The 16,157-nt window shown below is 65.1% G+C and carries 16 protein-coding genes; all 16 read left to right on the top strand.

Going from position 1 to position 16,157, the window contains the following annotated elements; translation table 11 throughout:
- Window positions 1-282 precede the first annotated feature (282 nt).
- Window positions 283-2,250: a TonB-dependent siderophore receptor gene (locus ASE02_RS12235; protein WP_235536681.1), complete on the top strand. Its 1,968-nt coding sequence runs from the start codon at window positions 283-285 to the stop codon at window positions 2,248-2,250.
- Window positions 2,251-2,545: 295 nt separating this feature from the next.
- The gene (locus tag ASE02_RS12230; RefSeq protein ID WP_056734528.1) at window positions 2,546-2,923 is read left to right on the top strand and encodes an NADH-quinone oxidoreductase subunit A; all 378 of its coding nucleotides are present in this window, start codon (window positions 2,546-2,548) and stop codon (window positions 2,921-2,923) included.
- Window positions 2,893-3,474, top strand: coding sequence for an NADH-quinone oxidoreductase subunit B family protein (locus ASE02_RS12225; RefSeq protein WP_156406025.1), 582 nt, complete (start codon window positions 2,893-2,895; stop codon window positions 3,472-3,474). Before ASE02_RS12230 ends, ASE02_RS12225 begins: the two co-directional genes overlap by 31 nt.
- Window positions 3,471-4,109, top strand: a complete 639-nt coding sequence (locus ASE02_RS12220) for an NADH-quinone oxidoreductase subunit C (RefSeq protein ID WP_056734524.1) — start codon at window positions 3,471-3,473, stop codon at window positions 4,107-4,109. The genes ASE02_RS12225 and ASE02_RS12220 overlap by 4 nt, the downstream gene beginning before the upstream one ends.
- Window positions 4,109-5,317, top strand: a complete 1,209-nt coding sequence (locus tag ASE02_RS12215; protein ID WP_056734522.1) for an NADH-quinone oxidoreductase subunit D — start codon at window positions 4,109-4,111, stop codon at window positions 5,315-5,317. Before ASE02_RS12220 ends, ASE02_RS12215 begins: the two co-directional genes overlap by 1 nt.
- Window positions 5,314-5,664 (top strand): nuclear transport factor 2 family protein, encoded by a 351-nt coding sequence (locus tag ASE02_RS12210; protein WP_235536680.1) that lies wholly within the window; start codon window positions 5,314-5,316, stop codon window positions 5,662-5,664. The genes ASE02_RS12215 and ASE02_RS12210 overlap by 4 nt, the downstream gene beginning before the upstream one ends.
- 7 nt (window positions 5,665-5,671) lie before the next feature.
- Window positions 5,672-6,355: an NADH-quinone oxidoreductase subunit NuoE gene (nuoE, locus tag ASE02_RS12205; protein WP_056734520.1), complete on the top strand. Its 684-nt coding sequence runs from the start codon at window positions 5,672-5,674 to the stop codon at window positions 6,353-6,355.
- A gap of 55 nt (window positions 6,356-6,410) precedes the next feature.
- Window positions 6,411-7,727 carry an NADH-quinone oxidoreductase subunit NuoF gene (gene nuoF, locus ASE02_RS12200; protein WP_056734518.1) on the top strand — a complete coding sequence of 439 codons (1,317 nt, stop codon included), beginning with the start codon at window positions 6,411-6,413 and terminating at the stop codon, window positions 7,725-7,727.
- 4 nt (window positions 7,728-7,731) lie between these two features.
- A complete protein-coding gene (gene nuoG / locus ASE02_RS12195; protein WP_056734516.1) occupies window positions 7,732-9,777 on the top strand; it encodes an NADH-quinone oxidoreductase subunit NuoG in 2,046 nt (681 codons plus the stop codon).
- Between the two features lie 4 nt (window positions 9,778-9,781).
- Window positions 9,782-10,867: an NADH-quinone oxidoreductase subunit NuoH gene (nuoH, locus tag ASE02_RS12190; RefSeq protein WP_056734509.1), complete on the top strand. Its 1,086-nt coding sequence runs from the start codon at window positions 9,782-9,784 to the stop codon at window positions 10,865-10,867.
- An 8-nt stretch (window positions 10,868-10,875) separates the two neighbouring features.
- Window positions 10,876-11,070 carry a hypothetical protein gene (locus ASE02_RS12185; RefSeq protein WP_156406024.1) on the top strand — a complete coding sequence of 65 codons (195 nt, stop codon included), beginning with the start codon at window positions 10,876-10,878 and terminating at the stop codon, window positions 11,068-11,070.
- 7 nt (window positions 11,071-11,077) lie between these two features.
- The gene (nuoI, locus tag ASE02_RS12180) at window positions 11,078-11,569 is read left to right on the top strand and encodes an NADH-quinone oxidoreductase subunit NuoI (RefSeq protein ID WP_056734505.1); all 492 of its coding nucleotides are present in this window, start codon (window positions 11,078-11,080) and stop codon (window positions 11,567-11,569) included.
- A 96-nt stretch (window positions 11,570-11,665) separates the two neighbouring features.
- Window positions 11,666-12,271, top strand: coding sequence for an NADH-quinone oxidoreductase subunit J (locus ASE02_RS12175; RefSeq protein ID WP_056734503.1), 606 nt, complete (start codon window positions 11,666-11,668; stop codon window positions 12,269-12,271).
- Entirely contained in the window at window positions 12,271-12,576 is a 306-nt protein-coding gene (nuoK, locus tag ASE02_RS12170; protein ID WP_156406035.1) for an NADH-quinone oxidoreductase subunit NuoK, read from the top strand. Before ASE02_RS12175 ends, nuoK begins: the two co-directional genes overlap by 1 nt.
- A gap of 11 nt (window positions 12,577-12,587) precedes the next feature.
- Window positions 12,588-14,654 carry an NADH-quinone oxidoreductase subunit L gene (gene nuoL, locus ASE02_RS12165; RefSeq protein ID WP_056734500.1) on the top strand — a complete coding sequence of 689 codons (2,067 nt, stop codon included), beginning with the start codon at window positions 12,588-12,590 and terminating at the stop codon, window positions 14,652-14,654.
- A gap of 13 nt (window positions 14,655-14,667) precedes the next feature.
- On the top strand, window positions 14,668-16,155 hold the full coding sequence (locus ASE02_RS12160; RefSeq protein WP_056734497.1) for an NADH-quinone oxidoreductase subunit M: 1,488 nt from the start codon (window positions 14,668-14,670) through the stop codon (window positions 16,153-16,155).
- Window positions 16,156-16,157 lie beyond the last annotated feature (2 nt).

The raw sequence follows: 16,157 nt of genomic DNA, 5'->3' as shown, positions 1-16,157 counted from the left end.
GGACTCGAACCCGCGACCTCCGGCGTGACAGGCCGGCGCTCTAACCAACTGAGCTACATCCGCGTGACGGCTACGTCGCCGCGAGGGGCGTCTGATATGACCCGACTTGAATCGTGTCAACGCCGATCTGCAATTCGAGGCGAGAGGGGCGTGCATAACATCGCCAATCCACGATAAGCGGGGTTGATCCTCCAGCAGCTAGAGGATGCATAACCCGCTGGCCGCCAGCCCCTTCGTCTTGGACGGGGTCTACGACAGTTTCGCATCCCAGAAGGATCGCTAGTGCTCCAATTGACGACGGTTCCCCGTACCCCGCTGCTGATTTTAGCGGTGGTGATGGTGTCGGCGGGCTCTCCCTCGCCCGCCAAGGCCGAGGAGCATTCGGGCGAGGAAGAGGTCGAGGAGGTGATCGTGCAGGCGACCCGCTCCGGCCGCCGGGTGCAGGACGAGCCGATCCGGGTCGAGGTGATCAGCCGCGAGGAGATCGAAGAAAAGATCCTGATGACGCCCGGCAACATCGCGATGCTGGTCGCCGAAACCGGGGGCGTGAGGGTGCAGGTCACCGCGCCGGCCATGGGCGCGGCCAATATTCGAATGCAGGGCATGAGCGGGCGCTACACGCAGCTGCTCGCCGACGGGCTGCCGCTCTATGGAGGACAGGCGTCGTCGCTGGGACTTCTGCAGATACCGCCGACGGATCTCGGGCAGGTGGAGGTCATCAAGGGGGCGGCTTCGGCGCTCTATGGCCCATCGGCCCTCGGCGGGGTCATCAACCTGGTCTCGCGGCGGCCGGGCGCCGAGCCGGCGCAGGAACTGCTGCTCAACCTCACGAGCCGCAACGGCCAGGACCTGACGGCCTATGCGTCCTCGGCCAACACCGGAAACTGGAGTTATTCGGTGGTCGGCGGTCTCCACAGGCAGAGCCGGCACGACCTGGACGACGACGGCTGGGTGGATACGCCGGGCTATGAACGCTGGACCGTTCGGCCACGCCTGTTCTGGGAGGGCGACGACGGCTCGACGGCGTTCCTGACCCTCGGGGCGATGGACGAGGAGCGCCAGGGCGGCACGTTGCCCGGCCGCACGACGCCGGACGGCCAAACCTTCCCGTTGAGCCAGGACAGCCGCCGTTACGATGCGGGCCTGGTCGCCCAGTTCCCGATAGGCGAGGTGGTGACGGCCCACATTCGCGGGGCGGCGATGACGCAGGACCACGTCCATCGCTTCGGCCAAGACGTCGAGGATGATCGCCACGACACGCTGTTCGCCGAGGCGTCCCTGGCGGGGCGTTCGACCAAGACCTCCTGGCTCGCCGGTGTGGCGATTCAGTCCGACGGGTTTGAGTCGAAGACCTTTTCGGCGTTCGACTACACCTACACGGTCCCAGCCCTGTTCGTGCAGGCCGAGCACGACCTACGGGAGGACCTGACCCTCGCGGGTAGCGCCAGGTGGGACGATCACAGCGAGTACGGCTCTCAGCTGAGCCCTCGCGTCTCGATGCTCTACCGGCCGGGCCCGTGGACGGTCAGGGCGTCGTTGGGGCGCGGCTTCTATGCGCCGACGCCGTTCGTCGAGGAGATTGAGGCGGCGGGTCTGTCCCGGCTTGATCCGCTCAGCGGGCTGAAGGCGGAGGTCGCCGAGACCGCCTCGCTGGATACGGGATATTCGTCGGGCCCGATCGAGGCCAGCCTCACTCTGTTCGGATCGAACATACGAAATGCGGTTCGTTTGGACGAGGTCGACGCAGAGCAGGTTCGGCTGGTGAACATCCAGGGCCTGACCCGCACGCGGGGCGCGGAGCTGCTGCTTCGCTACCGCTGGGAGGCGTTCACGGTCACTGGAAGCTACGTCTATGTGGACGCGACCGAGCCCGATCCGTTGGGGCTGGGGCGCAGGGCGGTTGGCCTGACCCCGACCCATACGGCCGGCATGGTCGCCATGTGGGAAGAACATGGCAAAGGCCGCCTTGGGATCGAGGCCTACTACACCGGTGGTCAGCCGCTCTATGACAACCCCTACCGCTCAAAGGGCCGCCCGTACCTTGAGCTGGGGCTCATGGGCGAGGTCATCTTTGGCGATGTCAGCGTGTTCTTGAATTTGGAGAACCTGCTGAACGTCCGGCAGACGAAATATGATCGGATGGTCCGCCCGGGCCGCGCGCCTGACGGACAATGGACGGTCGACGCCTGGGCGCCGACGGAAGGGTTCGTGGTCAATGGCGGCGTGCGCCTGAAGTTCGGGGGCGGCTGAATAGCGTCAAGGCGGCCCGACGTGGGACTTGCGGGGCCGGGGAGGGCGCTGAGGCGCCCGAAATGAGGCCTATAATTGAGAGTGATTATTACTAGCGCGGCTATCGGCGCTTCGAAGGTAATCGCGGCGGCGCCGGGCGTTTTCTCAGGGGTTGAAAGGGCTTAAGCCTCACAGACGCGACGAATTTTTCCGCCGATGCTATTTGTCCCGCGCTGCGATACCAACGGTCGCACCACGCCGTTTGAACCCTGCGCAATGGTGGTCTAGAAGGGCGCGCGACTCCTTCGAGGATTCCATGAACGCCTTTCTTTTGCAGTATCTGCCCATCGTGATCTTCCTTGGGATTGCGACCGTTTTGGGTCTCGCTTTCATCGTGGCGTCAGCGACGCTCGCGCCGACAGCGCCTGACCCGGAAAAAATGTCGACCTACGAGTGCGGGTTCAACGCATTCGATGACGCACGGATGAAGTTCGACGTCAGGTTCTACCTGGTCTCGATCCTCTTCATCATCTTCGACCTCGAAGTGGCGTTCCTGTTCCCCTGGGCCGTGGCGCTTATGAAGCTGCCGCAGGACGTGGCCCAGTTCGCCTTCTGGTCGATGATGTCCTTCCTGGGCGTTCTGACCGTCGGCTTCATCTACGAGTGGAAGAAAGGCGCCCTGGAATGGGAGTGATCGTTCCTGCGGGTTCGGCCGGCCGTACGACGGTCGAGGGCTACGACCCCAAAGTCCACGACCCGTTCTTCGACGGCGTGTCGAACGAACTGGCCGACAAGGGCTTCATCACCGCGGCCGCCGACGACCTGATCACCTGGGCGCGCACCGGCTCGCTCATGTGGATGACGTTCGGCCTGGCCTGCTGCGCCGTGGAAATGATGCAGGCTTCGATGCCGCGTTATGACCTGGAGCGTTACGGTTTCGCGCCGCGCGCCTCACCGCGTCAGTCGGACGTGATGATCGTCGCCGGCACGCTCTGCAACAAGATGGCCCCGGCTCTGCGCAAGGTCTACGACCAGATGCCGGAGCCGCGCTACGTCATCTCGATGGGCTCGTGCGCCAATGGCGGCGGCTACTACTATTTCAGCTATTCCGTCGTGCGCGGCTGCGACCGGATCGTGCCGGTCGACATCTATGTGCCCGGTTGCCCGCCCACGGCTGAGGCCCTGGTCTACGGCGTTCTGCAGCTGCAGAAGAAGATCCGCCGGACGGGGACGATCGAGCGATGAGCTGGCCCGTCACCGAGGACGCCCTGCACGCGCTGGGCAATGAGATCGTCACCTCTTCGGCCGGCGCCGTCGCCGGTTTCGACGTGGCCTATGGCGAACTGACCCTGACCGCTCCGGCGGGCCGGATCGTGCAGGTGCTGACCCAACTGCGCGACCAGTTCGCCTTCCAGCAGCTGATCGACCTTTGCGGCGTCGACTATCCGGACCGCGCCCAGCGGTTCGACGTGGTCTACCACCTGCTGTCGCTGACCAAGAATTACCGCGTCCGCCTGAAGATCCAGACCGACGAGGACACGCCGGTCGCCACGGTGACGAGCGTCTATCCCTGCGCCGACTGGTTCGAGCGCGAGGCGTTCGACATGTACGGGATCTTCTTCGAAGGCCACCCCGACCTGCGTCGGATCCTGACCGACTACGGCTTCCACGGCCATCCGCTGCGCAAGGACTTCCCGATGACGGGGTATGTCGAGCTGCGCTACGACGATGAGCTGAAGCGCGTCGTCTATGAGCCGGTCAAGGCCGTCGAATATCGCAACTGGGACTTCCTCTCGCCGTGGGAAGGCGCCGATTACGTGCTGCCGGGCGATGAGAAGGTGGCCGGGGCCGGCGCGCCCCAAGCGGGAGGCCCGAAGTGATGGCTGACGACGCTTCGACACCCATCCCGGAAACCCCGGTCCGCAAGTTCAACATCAATTTCGGCCCGCAGCACCCCGCGGCCCACGGCGTTCTGCGCCTGGTCCTGGAGCTGGACGGCGAAGTCGTGGAACGGGTCGATCCGCACATCGGCCTGCTGCATCGCGGCACCGAAAAGCTGATGGAGTACCGGACCTACCTCCAGAACATCCCGTACTTCGACCGCCTCGACTACGTGGCGCCGATGAACCAGGAACATGCGTTCTGCCTGGCCATCGAGAAGCTGCTGGATCTTGAGGTTCCGATCCGCGGTTCGCTGATCCGGGTGATGTTCTCGGAAATCGGCCGGGTCCTGAACCACCTGCTCAACGTCACCACTCAAGCGATGGACGTGGGCGCGCTCACCCCGCCGCTGTGGGGCTTTGAAGAGCGCGAAAAGCTGATGGTGTTCTACGAGCGCGCCTGCGGTGCCCGTCTGCACGCCAACTATTTCCGTCCGGGCGGCGTCCACCAGGATCTGCCGGAAGCTCTGGTCAACGACATCGGCGACTGGGCCGACGCCTTCGCGCGTCCGATCGGCGACATCGACAAGCTGATCACCGGCAACCGCATCTTCAAGCAGCGCAACGTCGACATCGGCGTGGTGAGCAAGGAAGAGGCGATCAACTGGGGCTTCTCGGGCGTGATGGTTCGGGGTTCGGGCATCGCCTGGGACCTGCGCCGCAACCAGCCCTACGAGTGCTACGACGACTTCGAGTTCGACATCCCGCTGGGCGTGAACGGCGACTGCTACGATCGCTATCTCTGCCGCATGCAGGAGATGCGCGAATCCGTCAAAATCATCCAGCAGTGCGTTGCGCGGCTTAAGAAAACCCCCGGTCCGGTCATCACCGAGGACAACAAGTTCGCGCCGCCGCGCCGTGGCGAGATGAAGCGTTCGATGGAAGCGCTGATCCATCACTTCAAGCTCTACACCGAGGGCTTCCGCACGCCGCCGGGCGAGGTCTATTCCTGCGTCGAAGCCCCCAAGGGCGAGTTCGGCGTGTTCCTGGTGTCGGACGGGACCAACAAGCCCTACCGCTGCAAGATCCGCGCGCCGGGCTATCCGCACCTGATGGCGATGGACTGGATCAACCGCGGTCACATGCTGGCCGACGTCTCGGCCATCCTCGGTTCGCTGGACATCGTGTTCGGGGAGATCGACCGTTGAGCGCGCCTGCCTGCATCAGCCCCTTCGACGTGGCCGAGGCCCAGCTCGAGGCCTACAACGCCCATGACCTCGACGGTCACTGCGCGTGCTTCGCCGACGACGTCGTGGTCGCCGACCTGAACGGCGCGGTGACGATCAGCGGCATCGCCGCCTATCGCGCCAAGTACGAGCAGGTGTTCGCGGACTTCCCGCAGAACCACGCCGAGCTGCTGAACCGCATCGTGGTCGGCGCCCGCGTCATCGATCACGAGCGGGTCAAGCGTTCGCCGGACGCCGATCCCTTCGAGGTCGCCGCCATCTACACCATCGCCGACGCCAAGATCGTCCGCGTCGACTTCGTGAAGTGAGGATCGCTTGAGCGTTCGCCGCCTCTCCCCGAACCAGCCCGCGAGCTTCACCTTCTCGAAAGAGAGCCTGAAGCAGGCGCAATGGTGGATCTCGAAATACCCGGCCGGCAAGCAGCAGTCGGCGGTGATCCCGATCCTGTGGCTGGTCCAGAAGCAGGAAGGCTGGGTCTCCGAGCCCGCCATCCGCGCTGTCGCCGAAATGCTGGGCATGCCCCAGATCCGGGTGTTGGAGGTCTCGACCTTCTACACCATGTTCATGCTGGAGCCGGTCGGCACCCACGCGCTGGTCCAGGTCTGCGGCACCACGCCGTGCGCCCTGCGCGGCGCGAACGACCTGCTGGCCCACTGCAAGAAGCGGCTGGGTCCGAAGGATCACCGCTCGGCGGACGGCAAGTTCTACTGGCAGGAAGTCGAGTGCCTGGGCGCGTGTTCGAACGCACCGATGGCGATGATCAACGACTATTACTACGAGGACCTCACGGTCGAGAGCTTCGACAAGCTGCTCGACGAGTTCGCCGCGGGCCGTACGCCCACGCCGGGCTCGGCCACCGGCCGTCAGGGATCTTCGCCTGAGGGCGGGCCGCTCGTGCTCATCGATCCGTCGCTCTATGACGGCAGCCGCGCCAAGCCCATCAAGTCTCTCCCTAACGCGCCCAAGCCTACCAAGGGCGCCAAGGAGCCGGCGGCGTGAGCAGCATGATTTTCGTCGCGGGCGTTCGCCCTGCGCAAAAGGGAGTGTAGGGGCCTTGGTCGGCATCCTCGAAGACAAGGACCGCATCTTCACGAACCTCTATGGCGTCCATGATTGGGGCCTCGAGGGCGCGAAGGCGCGCGGCTGCTGGAACGGCACCCGCGAAATGCTGAAGCAGACCCCGGAGTGGATCTGCGACCAGATCAAGGAATCGGGCCTGCGCGGACGCGGCGGCGGCGGTTTCCCGACTGGGCTGAAGTGGACCTTCATGCCGAAGGCGCAGAGCGAGCGACCGCATTTCCTGGTCGTCAACGCCGATGAGTCCGAGCCGGGCGCCTGCAAGGACCGCGAAATCATCCGCAACGATCCGCATCTGCTGATCGAGGGATGCCTGGTGGCCAGCTACGCCATCCGCGCCCACACCGCCTACATCTACATCCGCGGCGAATACGTGCATGAGCGCGAGCGCCTGGAAGCGGCGATCAAGCAGGCCTACGAGGCCAAGCTGATCGGCAAGGGCAATGTCCACGGTTGGGACTTCGACCTTCACGTCACCCACGGTGGCGGGGCCTATATCTGCGGCGACGAAACCGCGCTGATGGAAAGCCTGGAAGGCAAGAAGGGCCAGCCGCGCCTGAAGCCGCCGTTCCCGGCCGGCGCCGGCATCTACGGCGCGCCGACCACCATCAACAACGTCGAGTCGATCTCGGTCGTCGGCACCATCCTGCGCCGTGGCGCGGACTGGTTCGCCGGTTTCGGCCGTCCGAAGAACTCGGGCATCAAGCTGATGGCGGCCTCGGGCCACGTCAACAAGCCCTGCGTGGTCGAAGAGGCCATGTCGATCCCGATGCGCCAGCTGATCGAAGATCACTTCGGCGGCGTGCGCGGCGGCTGGGGCAACCTGAAGGCCGTGATCCCGGGCGGGATCTCGATGCGCATGATCCCGGCCGAAGAGGCCGAGGTCGCGCTGATGGACTTCGACGACCTGGCCGGACGCCGCTCGGGCCTGGGCACCGCCACCATGATCGTGATGGACAAGGACGCCGATCTCGTCCGGGCCATCGCGCGCGCCTCGTACTTCTACAAGCACGAGAGCTGCGGCCAGTGCACGCCGTGCCGTGAAGGCACCGGCTGGATGTGGCGGGTCATGGAACGCATGGCCACGGGCGAAGCCGAGATGAAGGAGATCGACCTCCTGCTCGACGTCGCCAGCCAGGTCGAAGGCCACACCATCTGCGGTCTGGGCGACGCTGCGGCGTGGCCGATCCAGGGCCTGTTCCGCCACTTCCGCCACGAGGTCGAGGAGCGGATCACCAACTACCGTATCGGCAAGCCGCACGTGCAGGGCGCGACCCTGGCGGCGGCGGAGTAACGGCATGCCAAAAGCCACAGTCAACGGCGTCGAGGTCGAGTTCGAGCCCGGCATGACGGTTCTGCAGGTTGCGGAACTGGCCGGGGAAGAGATTCCGCGCTTCTGCTACCACGAACGTCTCAGCATCGCCGGCAACTGCCGGATGTGCCTGGTCGAGGTGAAGCCTGGCCCGCCGAAGCCGCAGGCTTCGTGCGCGCTGCCGGCCGCCGAAGGCAACGAGATCATCACCAACTCGCCCATGGTCAAGAAGGCGCGGGAAGGGGTGATGGAGTTCCTACTGATCAACCACCCCCTCGACTGCCCGATCTGCGACCAGGGCGGCGAGTGCGATCTGCAAGATCAGGCCATGGGTTATGGCCGCGACGACAGCCGCTACGCCGACAACAAGCGTGCGGTCGAAGAGAAGTACATGGGGCCGTTGATCAAGACGGTCATGACCCGCTGCATCCAGTGCACGCGCTGCGTCCGCTTCATCACCGAAGTGGCCGGCGTGCCGGACATCGGTCTCATCTCCCGCGGCGAAGACGTTGAAATCACGACCTATCTGGACAAATCGGTTGCGTCCGAGCTGTCCGCCAACGTGATCGACCTCTGTCCGGTCGGCGCGCTCACCTCCAAGCCCTACGCCTTCAACGCCCGTCCGTGGGAATTGAAGAAGACCGAGAGCGTGGACGTGATGGACGCGCTGGGCTCGTCGATCCGCGTCGACAGCCGCGGCCCAGCCGTGCTGCGGGTGCTGCCGCGCCTGAACGAAGACATCAACGAAGAGTGGATCAGCGACAAGACGCGCTACGCGGTCGATGGTCTCTCGCGTCAGCGCCTGGACCAGCCGTTCCTGCGCAAGGGCGGCCGTCTGCAACCCACGACCTGGGCCGAGGCTTTCGAGCTGATCGCCTCCAAGGTGAAGGCGACCACGCCTGAGCGCATCGGCGTCATCGCCGGCGACGTGCAGGACGCCGAGTCCATGAAGGCGGCGCTCGACCTGTTCGGCGCCATGGGGGTGAAGAACCTCGATTGCCGTCAGGACGGCATGGCGCTGGGCGCCGGCCCGCGTGAGAGCTGGCTGCTGAACTCCACCATCGCCGGCATCGAAGAGGCCGACGTCATCCTGCTGGTCGGGACCAATCCGCGCGTCGAGGCTCCGGTGTTCAACGCCCGTCTGCGTAAGCGCTGGCTGGCCGGCGCGCTGCGCGTGGGCGTGATCGGCGAGCAGGCCGACCTGACCTATGGCTACGACTATCTCGGCGCGGGTCCGCAGACCCTCTCGGGCCTGTCGCGGTCCAAGAACGACTTCGTCACCGCCCTGAAGGGCGCCAAGAACCCGGCGATCATCGTCGGCGCCGGCGCCCTGGCGCGGGCTGACGGGGCGGCCGTGCTGGCCGCCGCCGCCGCCGCCGCCAAGAGCTTTGGCCTGACCTGGAACGTGCTGCATTCGGCCGCCGCCCGCGTGGGCGGCCTCGACCTGGGCTTCGTGCCGGGCGAGGGCGGCAAGAGCGCTGGCGAAATGGTTCAGAAGGGCGCGCTCGACGTGCTGTTCCTGCTGGGCGCCGACGAGATCGACGCCAAGGGCTCGGACGCCTTCACGGTCTATCTGGGCACCCACGGCGACGCGGGCGCTCACCTGGCCGACGTGATCCTGCCGGGCGCGGCCTATACGGAAAAGGACGGCATCTACGTCAACACCGAGGGCCGGGTTCAATTCGGCTATCGCGCGGTGTTCCCCAAGGGGCAGGCCAAGGAAGACTGGTCGATCCTGCGGGCGCTGTCCGAAGGTCTCGGCGCCAAGCTGCCCTACGACACCCTGGCCCAACTGCGGGCCAAGCTGTTCGCCGATCATCCGAGCTTCGGCCAGGTCGACTATGTCGCTGGTCCGGCCGGCGCGGCCTCGCTGGACTTCGGCTTGCTGGGCGCCAAGGGCGAGCTTTCCGACGCGCCGTTCGCGAGCCCGGTGAAGGCTTTCCATCTGACCAATCCCATCGCCCGCGCCAGCGTGACGATGGCTGAGTGCGCCGCCGTGGCTTCCGGCGCCGCCAAGATCGCGGCGGAGTAGGGGCATGGACGCTGTCGCCAACACCTTCTGGACCACTCCGGGCGGTTGGACCCTGATCACGGTCGCCCAGATCATGGCCGTGATCTTGCCGCTGCTCGTGGCCCTGGCCTTCTTCATGCTGGCCGACCGTAAGATCTGGGCCGGCGTGCAGATGCGCAAAGGCCCGAACGTGGTCGGGCCCTTCGGCCTGCTCCAGTCCTTCGCCGACCTGATCAAGTTCGTGCTGAAGGAAATCGTCATCCCCGACGGGGCCGACAAGTTCGTCTTCCTGCTAGCTCCGGTGCTGACCTTCACCCTGGCCCTGGTCGGCTGGGCGGTGATCCCGTTCGCGCCGGGCTGGGTGGTCGCCGACATCAATGTGGGCGTGCTGTACCTGTTCGCGATCTCGTCGCTGGGCGTCTACGGCATCATCATGGGCGGCTGGGCTTCGAACTCGAAGTACCCGTTCCTGGGCAGCCTGCGGTCGGCCGCACAGATGGTTTCCTACGAAGTCTCGATCGGCTTCGTGATCGTCACCGTGATCCTGCTGGCCGGGACCATGAACCTGCAGACCATCGTGCAGCAGCAGGCCGGCGGCTTCTGGAACTGGAACGTCTTCGGCGGTCCAGGCCTGCAGAACCTGCCGCTGACCCTGGTCATGGTGCCGATGGCGGTGATCTTCTTCATCTCGGCCCTGGCCGAAACCAACCGTCCTCCCTTCGACCTTCCGGAAGCGGAGTCGGAGCTGGTGGCCGGCTATCAGGTCGAATACTCGTCCTCGCCGTTCCTGCTGTTCATGATCGGCGAGCTGATCAACATCGTGCTGATGTGCGCGTTGATCTCGCTGCTGTTCTTCGGCGGCTGGCAGGCCCCAATCGACTTTGGCTTCGTCCACACCTGGCCTGACACGGTGCAGAGCTTCTACGGCCTGATGTGGTTCGTGGTGAAGATCTGCTTCTTCTTCTTCCTGATCGCCATGGTGAAGGCGATCGTGCCCCGCTATCGCTATGACCAACTGATGCGCCTGGGCTGGAAAGTGTTCCTGCCGACCTCGCTGGTGGCGGTCGTGCTGGTCGCGGCCTGGCGGGTCTTCGGACCGGGCGGCGCATGAAGATCCTGATGTCCAGCCTCCTTCTCATCTCCCTTTGCGGCTGCTCGGCCGGCGCCGGCGGACCCGATCCGCTGGGCGGCGTGGCCAGCTACGACGCGCTGAAGAGCGCGCGCACGGCCTGCGTGGCCAAGGGCGGCGAGTTGGTGCGGGACGACCTGAACTCGGGCAAGCGCATGTCCGACTTCGCGTGCAAGAGAAAGTAACCGCGAGATGATGCAGCGGATTTCACAAGCGGTCCGGGGCGCAGCCCTGATGGACTTCGTCGGGGCCTTCGGCCTGGCGATGAAATACATGGTGAAGCCCAAGGCCACCGTGCAGTACCCGCACGAGCGCGGCCCGCAATCGCCGCGGTTCCGGGGCGAACACGTGCTGCGCCGCTATCCCAACGGGGAAGAGCGCTGCATCGCCTGCAAGCTGTGCGAAGCCATCTGCCCGGCGCAGGCGATCACCATCGAGGCCGAACCGCGCGACGACGGCAGCCGCCGGACCACGCGCTACGACATCGACATGGTGAAGTGCATCTACTGCGGCCTGTGCCAGGAGGCCTGCCCGGTGGACGCCATCGTCGAGGGGCCGAACATCGAGTTCGCCGTCGAGACGCGCGAAGAGCTCTACTACGACAAAGAACGCTTGCTCGCGAACGGCGACCGCTGGGAACGGCAGATCGCTAAGAATCTGGAACTGGACGCGCCCTACCGGTAAGAACCCGGGCGCGATTCCGAGACGAACCATTGTTGTCCTTGCCGGCTGCGGCCGGGGCGGACGACCTAAGTAACTAAGGGGCTGAGAAGAGCCGTCATGGCCTTGGCGATCGCATTCTATCTGCTGGCGGGGGTGACCTTGGGCGCCGGGTTCGGGGTGGTTTCATCCCGCAATCCCGTGCACTCGGTGCTGTTCCTGATCCTCAGCTTCTTCTCGGCCGCGGGCCTGTTCGTGACCTTGGGAGCCGAGTTCCTCGCAATGCTCCTGGTCGTCGTCTACGTCGGCGCGGTCGCGGTGCTGTTCCTGTTCGTCGTCATGATGCTCGACGTCGACTTCGCGGCCTTGCGCCAGGGCTTCGCACGCTACCTGCCGCTGGGCGGCCTGGTGGCGGGCATCCTGGCCGTCGAGATGATCGTCGTGGCGAGCACGGTGGCCACCCAGGGGGCGACCAAGAACGCCCCGATGGTGCATGGCGATGTCTCGAACATCGAGAGCATCGGCCGGGTGCTCTACACCGACTACGTCTACTTCTTCCAAGCCGCGGGGCTGGTGCTGCTGGTGGCCATGATCGGCGCCATCGTGCTCACCCTGCGCCATAAGCCGGGCGTTCGCCGCCAGGTCATCATGGATCAGGTCGCCCGCGAGCCGAAGACCGGCATGCGCATCGTCCAGATCAAGTCCGGCGAGGGGATCGACCAATGATCATCGGGCTCACCCACTATCTCGCGGTGGCCGCGATCTTGTTCACCATCGGGGTGTTCGGGATCTTCGTGAACCGCAAGAACATCATCGTCATCCTGATGTCGATCGAGCTGATCCTGCTCGCCGTGAACATCAATCTGGTGGCCTTCTCGGTCTATCTGCACAACGTCGTCGGACAGATCTTCGCGATGTTCGTCCTGACCGTCGCCGCCGCTGAAGCCGCCGTCGGCCTGGCCATCCTTGTCACCTTCTTCCGTAACCGCGGCGACATCGCCGTGGACGACGTCTCAGTGATGAAGGGCTGACGGACCTCGACATGACACCGCAGTCTCTCATCACCACCGTGGTCTTCGCGCCGCTGCTCGGCGCGATCGTGGCGGGCCTGTTCGGCCGCCGCATCGGGAACCTCGCGTCCCAGACCATCACCACCGGCCTGCTGCTGCTGGCCGCCGCGCTTTCGTGGACCCTCTTCAGCCAGTGGACGTGGGGCGGCCTCGAGCCCTTCACCATCCAACTGCTGCCGTTCATCAATATCGGCGAATTTCAGTCCAACTGGTCGATCCGGCTCGACGGCCTTTCGGCCGTCATGCTGGTGGTCGTCACCAGCGTCTCCAGCCTCGTCCACGTCTATTCGTGGGGCTATATGGCGCAGGACGACAGCAAGCCGCGCTTCTTCGCCTATCTGTCGCTGTTCACCTTCGCCATGCTGGCGCTGGTGACCGCCGCCGACTTCATGCAGCTGTTCTTCGGCTGGGAAGGCGTGGGGCTGGCCAGCTATCTGCTGATCGGCTTCTGGTTCAAGAAGCCGACCGCCAACGCCGCCTCCATCAAGGCCTTCGTGGTCAACCGGGTCGGGGACTTCGGTTTCGCGCTCGGCATCATGACCGTCTTCTGGATGTTCGGCACGATCCAGTTCGCCGAGATATTCCCGAAGGTTCCGGAGTTCGCCAACCAGGGCTGGTGGTTCGCCGGTTCCTACTGGCACGCGGTGGACCTGGCCTGCGCGCTGCTGTTCGTCGGCGCCATGGGCAAGTCGGCCCAGTTCTTCCTGCACACCTGGCTGCCGGACGCGATGGAGGGCCCGACTCCGGTTTCGGCCCTGATCCACGCCGCGACCATGGTGACCGCGGGCGTCTACATGGTCTGCCTGCTCTCGCCGATGTTCGAGTACGCGCCCTACACCCGTCAGGTCGTGACGCTGATCGGCGCCATCACAGCGCTGTTCGCGGCCACGGTCGGCCTGGCGCAGAACGACATCAAGCGGGTCATCGCCTATTCGACCTGTTCGCAGCTCGGCTACATGTTCTTCGCCGCCGGCGTCGGCGCCTATCAGGCGGCGATGTTCCACCTGTTCACCCACGCCTTCTTCAAGGCGCTGCTGTTCCTCGGCGCGGGCTCCGTGATCCACGGCATGCACCACGAGCAGGACATGCGGAAGATGGGCGGCCTGTGGAAGTACCTGCCGGTGACCTACGCGGTCATGACCATCGGGACCCTGGCCATCACCGGCTTCGGTATTCCGAGCCTGCACCTGGGCTTCGCCGGCTTCTACTCGAAGGACATGATCATCGAGAGCGCCTTCGCGGCGGCCCAGCAGTTTGGCGGCCCGGCGTACTTCGCCTTCGTGGTCAGCCTGTTCGCGGCCGGCCTGACGGCGTTCTACTCATGGCGCCTGGCCTTCATGACCTTCCATGGTACGCCCAAGTGGGGTCATGACGGTCACGCGCACGGTGCCGACGATCACGCCAGCTCGGCGCAGATCGAGACCCACGACGAGCCGCTGGCCGACGGTCACGACGACCACGGCCATGATCACAAGCCGCACGAAAGCCCCTGGATCATGCTGGTTCCGCTGATCCTGCTGGCCTTCGGCGCGATCGCGGCGGGCTATGTCTTCGTCGACCACTTCGTGGGCGAGGGCTGGAAGGAATTCTGGCGCGGGGCGATCTTCAACGGCGCGGACAACCACGTGCTGGAGCACGCTCACCATTCGCCGACCTGGGTGAAGTGGGCGCCGCTGGTGGTGTCGGGCTTGGGCTTCGCGATCGCCTTCTACGTCTACATCATGCGCGAGGGCCTCGGTGCGGCCATCGCCGCTCGGAAGGGGCCGCTCTGGACCTTCTTCTACAACAAATGGTTCTTCGACGAGCTTTATGAGGCGACCTTCGTGCGTGCTGCCAAATTCCTGGGCGACCTGTTCTGGAAGGGTGGCGACCAGAAGATCATCGACGGCCTCGGCCCCGATGGCGTCTCGGCCGTCTCCTACGATGTGGGGCGCCGAGCCGGCCTCCTGCAAAGCGGGTACGTCTATCACTACGCGTTCGTGATGCTGCTCGGCGTGGCGGGACTTCTGTCCTACGCGCTTTGGGCCTGGGCGGCTTAGGGGAGGCGATCCAATGACCGGTATTCTCTCCCTCATCACCTTCGCCCCGCTGCTCGGCGTGGCGGCGATCCTGCTGATCCGCGCCTTCGGCAACGGCGACGACGCCAAGAGCGTCGATGCGGTCAAGTGGATCGCGTTCGTCACGACCCTGGCCACCCTGGCGCTGTCGGTGCTGCTGGTCGCGCAATACGATCCGGCCAATCCGGGCTTCCAGTTCGTCGAGGACCACGCCTGGTTCGCCGGTCTGCACTACCGCATGGGCGTCGACGGGATCTCGATCCTGTTCGTCCTGCTGACCGCCTTCCTGCTGCCGATCTGCATCGCGGCCTCGTGGACGACGATCGACAAGCGCGTGCCGGAATACATGGTCGCCTTCCTGATCCTGGAGACCCTGGTCATCGGCGTGTTCTGCGCGTTGGACCTGGTGCTCTTCTACCTGTTCTTCGAATTCGGCCTGGTGCCGATGTTCCTGATCATCGGCATCTGGGGCGGCAAGCGCCGGGTCTACGCGGCCTACAAGTTCTTCCTCTACACCCTGCTGGGTTCGGTCCTGATGCTGGCCGCGATCCTGCTGATGATCGGCGTCGCGGGCACCTCCTCGATCCCCGACCTGATGAACTACAAGTTCGACCCGCACCTGCAGACCTGGCTGTGGCTGGCCTTCTTCGCCTCGTTCGCGGTGAAGATGCCGATGTGGCCGGTGCACACCTGGCTGCCCGACGCCCACGTCGAGGCGCCGACCGCCGGTTCGGTCATCCTGGCGGGCATCCTGCTGAAGATGGGCGGCTACGGCTTCCTGCGCTTCAGCCTGCCGATGTTCCCCCAGGCCTCGGACTACTTCACGCCGCTGGTCTTCGCCCTCTCGGCCATCGCCATCGTCTACACTTCGCTGGTCGCCTTCCGTCAGACCGACATCAAGAAGTTGATCGCCTATTCGTCGGTGGCCCACATGGGCTTCGTGACCATGGGCATCTTCGCCGGCAACTCGGTCGGGGTTCAGGGCGCGATCTTCCAGATGCTGAGCCACGGGGTGATCTCCGGGGCGCTCTTCCTCTGCGTCGGCGTCGTCTATGACCGCATGCACACCCGCGAGATCGCCTTCTACGGCGGGCTGGTGAACCGCATGCCCTGGTACGCGGCCACCTTCATGCTCTTCACCATGGGCAATGTCGGTCTGCCGGGCACCTCGGGCTTCGTCGGCGAAATCACCACCATGGTCGGGGTCTATCAGATCTCCACCTGGACCGCGGTCGTGGCCGCAACCGGCGTCATCTTCTCGGCGGTCTACGCCTTGACGCTCTATCGCCGGGTCATCTTCGGCGAGATCACCAATCCGGCCCTGGCCGACATCACCGATCTCGACTGGCGCGAGGTGGCGATCTTCGCCCCCCTGATCGCCATGACTCTGTACCTCGGCGTCTATCCGGCCGCCGTCTTCGATCTGACCCAAGCCTCGGTCGACAACCTCGCCGCGGTCTACCGCGCGGCCATCGGCGGGTGAGG

Source organism: Phenylobacterium sp. Root700, from assembly GCF_001429025.1.
Taxonomy (GTDB): domain Bacteria; phylum Pseudomonadota; class Alphaproteobacteria; order Caulobacterales; family Caulobacteraceae; genus Phenylobacterium.
This window is presented reverse-complemented; position numbering and strand designations above follow the sequence as displayed.